The 13122-nt window shown below is 72.5% G+C and carries 11 protein-coding genes and 1 pseudogene; all 12 read left to right on the top strand.

Annotated elements, in window-relative coordinates; translation table 11 throughout:
- Positions 1 to 140: 140 nt before the first annotated feature.
- Positions 141 to 1361, top strand: coding sequence for an aspartate kinase (locus tag ACE3Q3_RS16715; RefSeq protein WP_374447998.1), 1221 nt, complete (start codon positions 141 to 143; stop codon positions 1359 to 1361).
- 5 nt (positions 1362 to 1366) lie between these two features.
- Complete coding sequence (locus ACE3Q3_RS16710) at positions 1367 to 2437, top strand: NAD(P)H-dependent flavin oxidoreductase (protein ID WP_374447997.1); 1071 nt, start codon at positions 1367 to 1369, stop codon at positions 2435 to 2437.
- On the top strand, positions 2437 to 4701 hold the full coding sequence (gene ptsP, locus ACE3Q3_RS16705) for a phosphoenolpyruvate--protein phosphotransferase (protein ID WP_374447996.1): 2265 nt from the start codon (positions 2437 to 2439) through the stop codon (positions 4699 to 4701). The genes ACE3Q3_RS16710 and ptsP overlap by 1 nt, the downstream gene beginning before the upstream one ends.
- A gap of 145 nt (positions 4702 to 4846) precedes the next feature.
- A pseudogene (locus ACE3Q3_RS16700) lies at positions 4847 to 5101 on the top strand (helix-turn-helix domain-containing protein); the annotation flags it as partial.
- A gap of 12 nt (positions 5102 to 5113) precedes the next feature.
- A complete protein-coding gene (locus ACE3Q3_RS16695) occupies positions 5114 to 5908 on the top strand; it encodes a DUF4115 domain-containing protein (protein ID WP_374448010.1) in 795 nt (264 codons plus the stop codon).
- Positions 5909 to 6023: 115 nt separating this feature from the next.
- Entirely contained in the window at positions 6024 to 7142 is a 1119-nt protein-coding gene (gene ispG, locus ACE3Q3_RS16690) for a flavodoxin-dependent (E)-4-hydroxy-3-methylbut-2-enyl-diphosphate synthase (protein ID WP_374447995.1), read from the top strand.
- Positions 7143 to 7182: 40 nt separating this feature from the next.
- Positions 7183 to 8427, top strand: coding sequence for a histidine--tRNA ligase (gene hisS / locus ACE3Q3_RS16685; protein ID WP_374447993.1), 1245 nt, complete (start codon positions 7183 to 7185; stop codon positions 8425 to 8427).
- Positions 8428 to 8436: 9 nt separating this feature from the next.
- Complete coding sequence (gene hemA / locus ACE3Q3_RS16680) at positions 8437 to 9699, top strand: glutamyl-tRNA reductase (RefSeq protein ID WP_374447992.1); 1263 nt, start codon at positions 8437 to 8439, stop codon at positions 9697 to 9699.
- Complete coding sequence (prfA, locus tag ACE3Q3_RS16675) at positions 9696 to 10781, top strand: peptide chain release factor 1 (RefSeq protein WP_374447991.1); 1086 nt, start codon at positions 9696 to 9698, stop codon at positions 10779 to 10781. The genes hemA and prfA overlap by 4 nt, the downstream gene beginning before the upstream one ends.
- A complete protein-coding gene (gene prmC, locus ACE3Q3_RS16670) occupies positions 10778 to 11686 on the top strand; it encodes a peptide chain release factor N(5)-glutamine methyltransferase (RefSeq protein ID WP_374447989.1) in 909 nt (302 codons plus the stop codon). Before prfA ends, prmC begins: the two co-directional genes overlap by 4 nt.
- A 168-nt stretch (positions 11687 to 11854) precedes the next feature.
- Positions 11855 to 12295: a DUF4167 domain-containing protein gene (locus ACE3Q3_RS16665; RefSeq protein WP_374447988.1), complete on the top strand. Its 441-nt coding sequence runs from the start codon at positions 11855 to 11857 to the stop codon at positions 12293 to 12295.
- Positions 12296 to 12477: 182 nt separating this feature from the next.
- The coding region (locus ACE3Q3_RS16660) for a Clp protease N-terminal domain-containing protein (RefSeq protein ID WP_374447987.1) at positions 12478 to 13122 on the top strand (645 nt) is incomplete at its 3' end.

Raw genomic sequence — 13122 nt, 5'->3', positions numbered from 1 at the left:
TCGGTGGCCGTCCGCGGTGGGGGGGGCGTGGCCCGGGGGGGGCGGGGGTGTGTATGTTTTTGGGGGTGGCGGGGGGGCAACGGGTTTCTGCGGTGCCGCCCGCGACTTTTGTTCGTCTACAGCCCGATGGCTCCAGTCCGATGGCGCGAATCGTCCAGAAGTTCGGCGGCACTTCGGTTGCCGACATCGACCGCATCAAGAATGTCGCGCTGCGCGTCAAACGCGAAGTCGACGCCGGCAACGAGGTGGCGGTGGTCGTCTCCGCCATGGCCGGCACCACCAACCAGCTCGTCGACTGGACCCGCCAGATCTCGAAGCTCCACGACGCCCGCGAGTATGACGCGGTCGTCGCGTCGGGCGAGCAGGTGACGGCCGGGCTGCTGGCGCTCGCCCTGCAGGACCTCGGCGTCAATGCCCGGTCGTGGCTCGGCTGGCAGATTCCGCTCCGCACCGACGGGGTGCACGGCAAGGCGCGGATCGAGGGCATCGACACCGCCCTGATGCGCGAGCGCATGGCGCAGGGGCAGGTCCCGGTGGTCGCGGGCTTCCAGGGGCTGGGGCCCGACAACCGCATCACGACCCTCGGCCGTGGCGGTTCCGACACCTCCGCCGTGGCGCTGGCGGCCGCGCTCTCGGCCGACCGCTGCGACATCTTCACCGATGTCGACGGGGTCTACACGACCGACCCCCGCATCGTTGCGAAGGCCCGCAAGCTCGATAAGATCACCTACGAGGAAATGCTGGAGATGGCCTCGCAGGGCGCCAAGGTCCTGCAGACCCGTTCGGTCGAGATGGCAATGAACCACCGGGTGCGCGTCCAGGTGCTGTCCAGCTTCGTGGACCTGCCCGGCACGCTGGTGGTGGACGAGGAAGAGATCGTGGAAAAGGAAATCGTCAGCGGCATCGCCTACAGCCGGGATGAGGCGAAGATCACCCTGGTCCGCGTCGCCGACCGGCCCGGCGTCGCCGCCGCCATCTTCGGCCCGCTCGCGGATGCCGCCATCAACGTCGACATGATCGTCCAGAACGTGTCCGAGGACGGCAAGGCGACGGATCTGACCTTCACGGTGACCAAGGCGGACCTCGACCGCGCGGTCAAGGTGCTGGAGGAGAATCGCGGTCTGCTCGGCTACGAGGACCTGTCGCGCGACGCCAATGTCGTGAAGATCTCGGTCATCGGGGTCGGCATGCGCAGCCATGCCGGCGTCGCCCAGAAGATGTTCAGGGCTCTGGCGGAGAAGGGCATCAACATCATGGTGATCTCGACCTCCGAGATCAAAGTCAGCGTGCTCGTCGCCGAGGACTACACCGAACTGGCTCTGCGGGCGCTGCACAGCGCCTACGGGCTCGACGCCGCCTGACGACGATGTCGCAGCTCTCGCCGCGGGATCAGCTCGACCGCCTGTGGCGCCGGGGCTGCGAGTTTCTGGGCTCGCGCTACGCCATCCTCGGCGGCGCCATGACCTGGGTGTCCGAGCGCCACCTCGTGGCGGCGATCTCCAACGCCGGCGGGTTCGGCGTCATCGCCTCGGGCTCGATGAATCCGGACCGGCTGGGCGAGGAGATCGACGCGACCCGGGCGCTGACCGACCGTCCGTTCGGCGTCAACCTCATCACCCTGCACCCGCAGCTGCTCGACCTCGTGGCCGTCTGCGCCACGCGCGGCGTCAGCCACGTCGTCCTCGCGGGCGGGCTGCCGCCGGCGCCGGCCGTGGCGGCGATCAAGGCGGCGGGCGCCAAGGCCGTGTGCTTCGCGCCCGCGCTCTCGATCGCGCGCAAGCTCGTGCGCTCGGGCGCCGACGCCATCGTCATCGAGGGCATGGAGGCGGGCGGCCATATCGGTCCGGTCGCGACCAGCGTGCTCGCCCAGGAAATCCTGCCGCACCTGCGCGAGGTCCCGGTCTTCGTCGCCGGCGGGATCGGCCGCGGCGAGGCGATCGTGAGCTATCTCGAGATGGGGGCGGCCGGCTGCCAGCTCGGCTCGCGCTTCGTCTGCGCCACGGAATCGATCGCCCATCCGGCCTTCAAGAAGGCGTTCCTACGCGCCTCGGCACGTGACGCGGTGCCCTCGGTGCAGCTCGACGCCCGCTTTCCGGTGATCCCGGTGCGGGCGCTCGCCAACGCCGCCACCCGCCGGTTCACCGAGAAGCAGCAGGAGGTCGTCCGCCGCTTCGACGCCGGCGAACTCGACCAGAAGCAGGCCCAGCTCGAGATCGAGCATTTCTGGGCCGGCGCCCTGCGCCGGGCGGTGATCGACGGCGACGTCGAGACGGGCTCGCTGATGGCCGGGCAATCGGTCGGCATGGTCACGCGCGAGCAGCCGACCGCCGAGATCATCGCCGAACTGGTCGACCAGGCGGTGGCCGCCCTGGCCCAGCGGCTCGGCCCGGCGACCTGCTCCGACACCAGCGAGCGCGGGGCAGAGGCCGCGGTCTGATGGAATCGGCCGGCGGCGCGTCGGGGTCGCGGCGGCTCCTGCGCCGCCTGCGCGACCTGATGGCGAGCGGCGGGACGGCACAGGAGCGGCTCGACCGCATCGTCACGCTGATCGCCGGCGAGATGGTGGCCGAGGTCTGCTCCTGCTACATCCGCCGCGCCGGCGACGTGCTCGAACTGTTCGCGACCGAAGGGCTGCGGCCGGAGGCGGTGCATCGCACCCGGCTCCGGGTCGGCGAGGGTCTCGTCGGCGACATCGCCGCCCATGCCCGCCCGCTGGCGCTCGCCTCGGCCCAGACCCACCCCCAGTTCGCCTACCGCCCCGAGACCGGCGAAGAGATCTACAGCTCCCTGATGGGCGTGCCGATCCTGCGCGGCGGGCACGTCCACGGCGTCCTCGTCGTCCAGAACCGCACCCGGCGCAGCTATGCCGAGGAGGAGATCGAGACGCTCCAGACGGTGGCGATGGTGCTGGCCGAACTGGTCGCCTCGGGCGATCTCGTCAACCCGGTCGAGCTCGCCGCCAACGACGGGGCCGGGCTGCTGCCGACCCGCTTCGACGGCATGCGGCTGGTGGCGGGCCTCGCCATGGGCCATGCCGTGCTGCACGAGCCCCGGGTCGTCATCCGCCGCATCGTCGCCGAGGACCCGGCGATCGAGCTCGACCGGCTGCGCGAGGCGCTGGCCCGGATGCAGTCCGCCCTCGACGCCCTGCTCTCGGCCGACGACGTCGCCGTCGGCGGCGAGCACAAGGACATCCTCGAGACCTACCGGATGTTCGCCGAGGACCGCGGCTGGATCCAGCGCATCCGCGAGGCGATCCGCTCCGGCCTCACCGCCGAGGCCGCCGTCCAGAAGGTCCAGGACGACGCGCGCGTCCGCATGCACGCGATCACCGACCCCTACCTCCGGGAGCGCCTGCTCGACCTCCAGGACCTCAGCAACCGGCTGCTGCAGCATCTGGCGGGGCAGGAGGTGGTGCCGACCGAGCTGCCCCAGGACGCGATCCTGATCGCCCGCACCATGGGGCCGGCCGAACTCCTCGACTACGACCGCTCGCGCCTGCGCGGCCTCGTGCTCGAGGAGGGCTCGCAGACCGCCCACGTCACCATCGTCGCCCGCGCCCTCGACATTCCGGTGGTCGGCGGGGCGGAGGACATCGTCCAGCGCGTCGAGCCGGGCGACCTCGTCCTGGTCGACGGCGTCAACGGCAACGTGCTGCTGCGCCCCGGCGAGGACGTGCAGCAGCGCTTCGTCGAGGGCATGCGGATGCGGGCCGAGCAGCGGGCCGCCTATGCGGCGATCCGCGACCTGCCGGCCGTGACGCGGGACGGGGTGCCGATCGGCCTCCAGCTCAATGCCGGCCTGCTGATCGACATGCCGCAGCTCGACCAGACGGGGGCGGACGGGGTCGGGCTCTACCGCACCGAAATCCCGTTCATGGTCCGCGCCAGCTTTCCGGACGTCGCGGCGCAGACCGGCATCTATCGCGGGGTGCTCTACCAGGCCGGCGACCGGCCGGTCACCTTCCGCACCCTCGATGTCGGCGGCGACAAGCGGCTGCCCTACCTGCCGCCCGCCCAGGACGAGAACCCGGCACTCGGCTGGCGGGCGATCCGCATGGCCCTCGACCGGCCGGCGATGCTGGCCCAGCAGTTGCGCGCGCTCGTCACGGCGGCGGACGGCCGCCTGCTGCGGGTGATGTTCCCGATGGTCTCGGAGGTGGCGGAACTGGAGGCCGCGCGCGCCATCCTCGACCGCCAGCGCGACCGCCTGGCGGCCCGCGGCGTGGCGCCGGCGCGCATCGAGGTCGGCGTCATGATGGAGGTGCCGAGCCTCTTCTTCCAGCTCGATGCGCTGCTGCCGCGCATCGACTTCCTGTCGGTCGGGTCCAACGACCTGATGCAGTTCCTGTTCGCCTGCGATCGCGGCAATCCTCGCCTCGCCGGGCGCTACGACGTGCTGTCGCCGCCGGCCCTGACCTTCCTGAAGCGGCTCGCCGAGGCGTGCGCCGCCGCCCGCGTACCGCTCGCCGTGTGCGGCGAGATGGCGGCCCGTCCGCTCGAGGCCATGGCGCTTGTCGGTCTCGGCGTGCGCGTGTTATCGATGCCCGCCGCCGCGGTCGGGCCGGTGAAGACGATGGTGCGCAGCCTGGGGGCGGGCGCGCTTTCGGCTTACCTGGACCGGCACATGGCGTCGCCGAGCCGCAGTTTGCGCAATCAGCTCAAGGCCTTTGCGCAAGACCATGGCGTAATCGTCGAATAGATGGTTACTATTGCGGCCGCGAAGGTTCATCCGGGGGGATGGGCATCAACGGACGCGGTTCGGGCCGTTTGGGGAAACGGCCGGGGCCGCTCGGGCGGGCGCCGCATCGGCGCGGAGGCGAAATAGACCGCAAAGGCGGCGGTGCATGCAGGCTGGGGTTACCAATTCGGGGGTCGACTTCCGGGCGTCGGGCGGCGCCGAGCGCGCACGGGCGCGCGGTGTCGGCGCACTGCTGCGCGAAACGCGCATCGGCCGCGGCGAGGAACTGCGCCGCGTCGCCACCCGCCTCAAGATCCGCTATCCCTACCTCGCCGCGATCGAAGAAGGCCGCTTCGACAAGCTGCCCGGCATCACCTACGCCGTCGGGTTCGTCCGCACCTATGCCGAGCATCTCGGGCTCGACGGGACCGAGATGGTCCGCCGCTTCAAGCAGGAGACGGCGAGCGTCGACAACCGCACCGAACTGGTGTTCCCCGAGCCGACGTCGGAGACGAACGTCCCCGGCGGCGCGATCCTGCTGATTTCCCTCGTGCTGGCGATCGTCGGCTATGCCGCCTGGTTCTACATGACCGAGCGCGAGGACGTCCGGCCCGAAATGGTGGCCGAGGTGCCGGCGCACCTGGCGTCCCCGGTGGCTTCGGTGCCGCTGCCGTCGGTCGCCCGGCCGGCGCCGGCGCAGCCGGTGGAGGCGCCGGCGGCGCCGACCCGCGAGGTGCTCGCCCGCTTCGGATCCGAGGCGTCGATGGACGCGGCCGACGCGGCCCGGCGCGCCGCCGCACTCGCCCGCATGGACGCGACGCCGCCCGCCTGGGTCCCGCCGCGCGATCCGCCGGCGCCGGCCCCGGCCCGCTCGGCCATGGAAGCGCAGGCGGCGACCGTCGAGGGGCCGCGCAACGAGCCGGCGGTGCAGCGCATGTTCGGCTCGACCAGCCCCGAGGTCCGCATCGTCGTGCGCGCGGTGGCCGATTCCTGGGTGCAGATCCAGGATGCCGAGAGCAACCTGCTGCTGACCCGGGTGCTGCGCCCGGGCGACGGCTATCGCGTCCCCGACCGGCGCGGCGTCACCATGCGCACCGGCAATGCCGGCGGCCTCGAGATCTTCGTCGACGGCAAGGCGGTGCCGCCGGTCGGCCCCATCGGCGGGGTTCGGCGCAATGTCGCCCTCGATCCCGAGCGCCTGATCGCCGGTACCGCGGTTCCGGAGTAGCGCCGGCCCCGCCCAGCGGCGGCGCGGGGACGGGGGCCCACCATCCTTGTCCGGCGGGCGCGATCCTATATAAGGGCCGGGCCACGCCTGCGGGGCGGGCAATCAGGGGCAGCCGATGACCGTTCGCGCCTATCGCGAGATCCAACGCCGAAAGTCCCGCCGGGTCATGGTCGGACCCGTGCCGGTGGGCGGCGACGCGCCGATCACGGTGCAGTCGATGACCAACACGCCGACCTCCGACGCGGCCGCGACCATCGCCCAGGTGCGCCAGCTGGAGGAGGCGGGGGCCGACATCGTGCGCGTCTCCTGCCCGGACGTGGAATCGACCGCCGCGCTGAAGGAGATCGTGCGCGCGAGCCGGGTCCCGATCGTCGCCGACATCCATTTCCACTACCGCCGGGCGATCGAGGCGGCGGAGGCGGGGGCGGCCTGCCTGCGCATCAATCCCGGCAACATCGGCAGCGCCGAGCGCGTGCGCGAGGTGGTCAAGGCGGCCCGCGACCATGGCTGCTCGATGCGGATCGGGGTCAATGCCGGGAGCCTCGAGAAGCATCTCCTCGAGAAGTATGGCGAGCCCTGCCCGGAGGCGATGGTCGAGAGCGCGCTCGACCATGCCCGCATCCTCGAGGACAACGACTTCCGCGACTTCAAGATCTCCTGCAAGGCGTCGGACGTGTTCCTCGCCGTCGCCGCCTACCAGCAGCTGGCCGACGCCTGCGACTACCCGCTCCATCTCGGCATCACCGAGGCCGGGGGGCTGCGCGGCGGCACCGTCAAGTCGGCGATCGGGCTGGGCGCCCTGCTCTGGGCCGGCATCGGCGACACCATCCGGGTGTCGCTCTCCGCCGATCCGGTCGAGGAGGTGAAGGCGGGCTTCGAGATCCTGAAGTCGCTCGGCCTGCGCCGCCGCGGCGTCACCGTGATTTCCTGCCCGTCCTGCGCGCGCCAGCAGTTCGATGTCATCCGGACGGTCGAAGTCCTGGAGGAGCGGCTCGCCCACATCACCACGCCGATGACGCTGTCGGTGATCGGCTGCGTCGTCAACGGACCGGGCGAGGCGCGCGAGACCGACATCGGCTTCACCGGCGGCGGCAACAACACCCACCAGGTCTATGTCGCGGGCGTTCCGCACCATCGGCTGAAGGACGCCTCGATCGTCGACCATCTGGTCGAGATGGTCGAGCGCAAGGCGGCGGAGATCGAGGCCGGCAAGGCCGCCGACGCCGCCGACTGATCCCGCCACTCCTCTTCTCCCACTCGAAGTCAGGCCAGCGATGAAGTCCCTGCAGCCGGTTCGCGGCACCCATGACCTGTTGCCCGATGCCTTCCGGCGCCACCGCCATGTCGTCGAGCGCGCCCGGGCGGTCGCCGAAGCCTACGGCTACCAGCAGATGGCGACGCCGATCTTCGAGTTCACCGAGGTCTTCAAGCGCACGCTCGGCGACACCTCCGACGTCGTCTCCAAGGAGATGTACAGCTTCGCCGACCGCGGCGGCGAAGAGGTGACGCTGCGGCCCGAGAACACCGCCGGCGTCTGCCGCGCCGTCATGTCCAACGGGCTGCGCCAGAACCTGCCGGTCAAGTTCTTCTATGACGGGCCGATGTTCCGCTACGAGCGGCCGCAGAAGGGGCGCCAGCGCCAGTTCCACCAGATCGGCGTCGAGCTGATCGGGGTCGAGGGGCCGCTCGGCGACGTCGAGGTGATCGCGCTCGGCGCCCACATCCTCGATGCGCTCGGCATCCTGTCGCGCACGAAGCTGGAGCTCAACACCCTGGGCGACCCGGAGAGCCGGGCCGCCTACCGCGCCGTGCTCGTCGACTACCTCTCGGCCCGGCGCGACCAGCTCTCCGAGGACAGCCGCAACCGGCTGGAGCGCAACCCGCTGCGCATCCTCGATTCCAAGGACGAGGGCGATCGCCGGCTGGTCGCCGAGGCGCCGTCCTTCCAGGAGTACCTGACGCCGGCGGCCCGGGCGTTCTTCGCCACCGTCACCGCCGGCCTCGATGCCGTCGGCGTCGCTTACGAACTCAACCCGCGGCTGGTGCGCGGGCTCGACTACTATTGCCATTCCGCCTTCGAGTTCACCACGACCGAACTGGGCGCCCAGGGCACCGTGATGGGCGGCGGGCGCTACGACGGGCTGATCGAGATGATGGGCGGGCCGGCCACCCCCGGCGTCGGCTGGGCCGCCGGCATCGAGCGCCTCGCCATGATGGTGGCGGACGTGCCGCAGCCGGCCCGCGCCGTGGCCGTCGTTCCCGTCGGCGCCGATGCCGAGCCCGCCGCCCTGCGGCTGACGCAGGAGCTGCGGCGGGCCGGGTTCGCGGTCGACCTCGGCTATTCCGGCAATCTCGGGCGGCGCCTCAAGCGGGCCGACCGCATCGGCGCCCGGGTGGCGGTCATCCTCGGCGAAGACGAACTGGCGCGCGGCGCTGCCATGGTCCGCGACCTCGACACCGGCGACCAGTCGGAGGTCGCGCTGCAGGCGCTGCAGGGCCGGCTCGCCCAGTTCCGCTAGGGACCGCGATTGGCCGGCGACGCCCTGTCGCGCCTCGGGCTCGTCGGCCTCAGCCACCGCACGGCGCCGACGGCGCTGCGCGACCGCGTCGCGGCCGAGGAGGCGATGGCCGTCGTCTGGGCGGACCGCTTCGCCGACCGCGCCGCCGAGACGCTGGTGCTCGTCACCTGCGATCGCGTCGAGACCTTCCTCGTGGCCGACGATCCGGCGGCCGTCGCCGAGCGGGTGGCGGCCGACTTCGCCGCCGCGGCCGGCCTCGACCGTCTCGATCCGCACGGCTACCGGCACCTCGGCCTCGACGCCGCCCGCCACCTCTTCCGGGTCGGCGCCTCGCTCGACAGCATGGTGGTGGGCGAGCCGCAGGTGCTGGGCCAGCTCAAGGAGGCGGACCGCCGGGCGCGTCAGGCCGGCCGCATCGGCCCGGTCCTCGACCTCGCGCTCGCCGCCGCCTACGGCGCCGCCAAGCGGGTGCGCCGCGAGACCGCGATCGGCGAGCGCCCGGTCTCGATCGCGGCGGCGGCCGGGCACGTCGCGGCCGACATCCACGGCGAACGCGACGACCTGGCGCTGCTCGTCGTCGGCACGGCGGAGATGGGCGAGCTGCTGGCGGCGGCGCTGGCGCCGGGCGATCGCGCCCGCCGCATGGTCGCCGACACGGGCGGGCCGCGCCCGGCCGCGCTGGCGAGGCGCGCCGGCGCCGCCCTGGTGCCGTTCGAGCGGCCGGCGGCGGCGCTGGCGGCGGCCGACATCGTCGTCTGCGCCACCGCCGGCGCCCAGCCGCCGGCGCTCGACGCCGCGATCCTGCGCGAGGGCCTGCGGCTGCGCCGCCACCGTCCGATCTTCCTGGTGGACGCGGGCGTGCCGGCCGGCATAGACCCTGCGGTGCAGCAGCTCGACGGCGCGTTCCTCTATGCGCTGGCCGACCTGGAACGGCTCGCCCTCGACGGGCAGACGATGCGGGCGGGCGAGGTCGCGGCGGGCGACGCGATCGTCGAGGAGGAACTGGCCCGCCTGGTCGAGCGCATCGGCGTGCGCGACGCCGGCCCGGCCCTCCGCGACCTCGCGGATCGGTTCGAGCAGGAGCGGCGACGGGCGCTCGCCGACGGCGGCGGCGATGCCGAGCGGGCGACGGCGCTGCTGGCGGCGCGGCTGATGCACGGGCCCATGGCCGAACTGCGGCGGCTGGCGGCGGAGGATCCGCTGCAGCGGGCGATCGCCGAGCGGCTGCTCGCCCGGATGTTCGAGACGGACAAGGAAGAGGGTGCATCGTGAGCGACGAAGGCCGGCTCGACCACAAGCTCGATCGCGTCGTGGCGCGGCACCGCGAGATCGCGGCGATCCTGGCCGAAGGCAAGACCGGCCCGGCCGACTTCGCCCGCATGTCCAAGGAGTTCGCCGAGCTCGACCCGCTGGTCGCCGAGGTGCAGGGGTTGCGCCGCGCGGAGGAGGAGCGGCGCGAGGCCCAGCAGATGGCTGCCGACGCCGGGTCCGACGCCGAGATGCGGGCCCTGGCCGAGGCCGAGCGCGACGATCTCGACCGCCGCATCGTCGAGGCGCGCCGGCGCATCCAACGGCTCCTCCTGCCGCGCGACGAGGCCGACGCGCGCAACGCCATCATCGAGATCCGCGCCGGCACCGGCGGCGAGGAGGCGGCGCTCTTTGCCGCCGACCTCTACCGCATGTACCAGCGCTACGCGGCGCTGCGCGGCTGGCGCTGGGAGGCGATGGACGTCTCGGAGACGGGCATCGGCGGCTTCCGCGAGGCGACGGCCAGCGTCACCGGCAAGGACGTCTTCGCCCGCCTCAAGTTCGAGTCCGGCGTCCATCGCGTGCAGCGGGTGCCGGCGACCGAGGCGGGTGGGCGCATCCACACCTCGGCCGCCACCGTCGCGGTCCTGCCGGAGGCCGAGGAGGTCGACGTCCAGGTCGACGAGAAGGACCTCCGGATCGACGTCTTCCGGTCGAGCGGGCCGGGTGGCCAGTCGGTCAACACCACCGACAGCGCGGTCCGCATCACCCACCTGCCGACCGGCCTCGTCGTCAGCCAGCAGGACGAGAAGTCGCAGCACAAGAACAAGGCCAAGGCGATGAAGGTGCTGCGCGCCCGTCTCTACGAGATGGAGCGCCAGGCGCGCGACGCCGCGCGCGCCGCCGACCGCAAGAGCCAGGTCGGCTCCGGCGACCGGTCCGAGCGCATCCGCACCTACAACTTCCCGCAGGGGCGCGTCACCGATCACCGCATCAACCTCACCCTCTACAAGATCGACAAGGTGATGGAGGGCGAGGCGCTGGACGAGATCGTCGAGGCGCTGATCGCCGAGGACGAGGCGGCCCGTCTGGCCGACCTGCAGTGACGCCGGGCGCCGAGGCGCGGTTCCGCGACGCGGTGGCACGGCTCGCCGCCGCCGGCGTGCCGGAGCCGGCGCGCGAGGCGCGGCTCATCCTGGCCCATGCGGCCGGGCGGCCGGGGGCCGTCGTCTTCCCGCGGGACGTCGTTCTCGACACCGCCGGCGCCGCCCGCTTCGCCGCGGCGGTCGCCCGGCGCGCGGCGCGCGAGCCCTTGTCGCGCATCCTCGGCCGGCGCGAGTTCTGGAGCCTCTCCTTCGAACTCGGCCCCGATACCCTGGACCCGCGGCCCGATACCGAGGCGCTGGTCGAGGCGGCGCTCGCCCGCCTCGGCGACCGCGAGCGGGCGTGGCGCATCCTCGATCTCGGCACCGGCAGCGGCTGCATCGCGCTGGCGCTCCTCGGCGAGCTGACGCGGGCGACGGCCGTCGGCGTCGACCGCAGCGAGGCGGCCTGCCGCATCGCCCGCGCCAATGCCGCCGCACTCGGCATGGCCGACCGTTTCCAGGTGGTCGTCGGCGACTGGGCGGACGCGCTCGCCGGCCGCTTCGATCTCGTGGTCTCCAACCCGCCCTACATCGCCAGCGGCGAGATTGCCGGACTGGACCCCGAGGTCGCCCGGCACGATCCGCCGGCGGCCCTCGACGGCGGCGCCGACGGGCTCGACGCCTACCGCCGGATCGTGCCGGCGCTGCCCCGGCTGCTGGTGCCGGGCGGGCTTGCCGGCTTCGAGATCGGCTGGGACCAGGCCGCGGCGGTCATGGCCCTCCTGGCCGCGGCCGGCTTCGCCGACGCGGCGCGGGTGGCCGATCTCGCGGGACGCGACCGCTGCCTCTTGGTCCGTGCCGAAATGTCCGGCCAGCCCGCAGAAGCGGTGAAAAAATCGTTGGCGCGGCCCCGCGGGAGTGTCTAGAGTCCGGGTCCGTAGCCGGTTGGTCCGGCTTGGCGTGCCCGTTAGGGCCGCCCCTGTGTCACCGCCAATTGGGTCCGGTCACCGCCGCGAGAGCGGCCGACGGATGCACTGCGCCCGGAGTGACCCGGCCCACGTTGGCCTCTGACTGACGACAAGACCCAAGGTGCCATGAGACCTGGTCCACACAAGCGTTCGCGCGGCCGTAGCCACAATGCCGGCCATCAGGGATCCGCTCCCGGTGGCGGCCAGAACGGTCGCAAGCATCTGCCGCTGCGGCTGCAGACCTTCGACAGCAACGGCCCCAGCATCAAGATCCGGGGCAACGCCTATCAGGTGTTCGAGAAGTACATCACGCTCGCGCGCGAGGCGACGCTGTCCGGCGACCGCATCGCCGCCGAGGGCTTCTACCAGCACGCGGAGCACTATTTCCGCATCATCAACGCCGATGGCGGGCCGCAGCCGCAGAGCATGCAGCGCCAGGGCGGCGAGCAGGAATTCGAGGGCGGTGGCGGCGACTCCGGCGAGGCCCAGATGCCGGGCGAGGGCGAGCAGCCGCATGTCCAGCACCAGTCCGAGTCCGGCCAGCCCGAGCACGCCTCGGCGGACTGACGCCGACGCCAGCGACCCGAAGGGCGGGTGCTGCGTCTTGATCCGGATCAAGGTCGCGCGCCCCGCCCCGTCATCCTCTTGAGCGTCCTGTCCCTCGCGCCCATATCGGCGGAACGAGGGTTCGCCGGGGCTGCCCATTCGGGGGCGCCGGCCGGATGCCGATCGAGGAGGATGTCGGGATCATGGATTTCGAACGCTACACGGAGCGCTCGCGGGGCTTCGTCCAGGCGGCGCAGGCGCTGGCGCTGCGCAGCAACCACCAGCGGCTGACGCCCGAGCACCTGCTGAAGGTGCTGCTCGACGATCGCGAGGGGCTGGCGGCCAATCTCATCCGCGCCGCCGGCGGCGACCCCGCCCGGGCGCTGGCCGCGACCGAGGCGGCGCTGGCGAAGCTGCCGGCCGTCAGCGGCGACGGCGCCGGGCAGGTCTACATGGCGCCCGAGCTGGCGCGCCTCTTCGAGCAGGCGGAAAAGATCGCCGAGAAGGCGGGCGACCAGTTCGTCACCGCCGAGCGCCTGCTGCTGGCGCTTGCCATGGCGAGCGGCATCCCGGCCCAGAAGGCGCTGGCCGACGCCGGCCTGACGCCGCAGAAGCTGAACGCCGCCATCGAGGACGTGCGCAAGGGCCGCAAGGCCGACAGCGCCCAGGCCGAGCAGGCCTACGACGCGCTGAAGAAGTACACGCGCGACCTGACCGAGGCGGCGCGCGAGGGCAAGCTCGACCCGGTCATCGGCCGCGACGAGGAGATCCGCCGTGCCATCCAGGTGCTCGCCCGGCGCACCAAGAACAACCCGGTGCTGATCGGCGAGCCCGGCGTCGGCAAGACC

Origin of the sequence: Allostella sp., assembly GCF_041913585.1 — a bacterium.
Taxonomy (GTDB): Bacteria; Pseudomonadota; Alphaproteobacteria; order ATCC43930; family Allostellaceae; genus Allostella.
This window is presented reverse-complemented; position numbering and strand designations above follow the sequence as displayed.

Bases quoted from the DNA above. Each gene is read 5' to 3' on its own strand.
- ptsP (WP_374447996.1), top strand. From the start codon at position 2,437: ATGGAATCGGCCGGCGGCGCGTCGGGGTCGCGGCGGCTCCTGCGCCGC.
- ispG (WP_374447995.1), top strand. From the start codon at position 6,024: ATGACCGTTCGCGCCTATCGCGAGATCCAACGCCGAAAGTCCCGCCGG.
- ACE3Q3_RS16695 (WP_374448010.1), top strand. From the start codon at position 5,114: ATGGTCCGCCGCTTCAAGCAGGAGACGGCGAGCGTCGACAACCGCACC.
- hisS (WP_374447993.1), top strand. From the start codon at position 7,183: ATGAAGTCCCTGCAGCCGGTTCGCGGCACCCATGACCTGTTGCCCGAT.
- ACE3Q3_RS16715 (WP_374447998.1), top strand. From the start codon at position 141: ATGGCGCGAATCGTCCAGAAGTTCGGCGGCACTTCGGTTGCCGACATC.
- ACE3Q3_RS16665 (WP_374447988.1), top strand. From the start codon at position 11,855: ATGAGACCTGGTCCACACAAGCGTTCGCGCGGCCGTAGCCACAATGCC.
- ACE3Q3_RS16710 (WP_374447997.1), top strand. From the start codon at position 1,367: ATGTCGCAGCTCTCGCCGCGGGATCAGCTCGACCGCCTGTGGCGCCGG.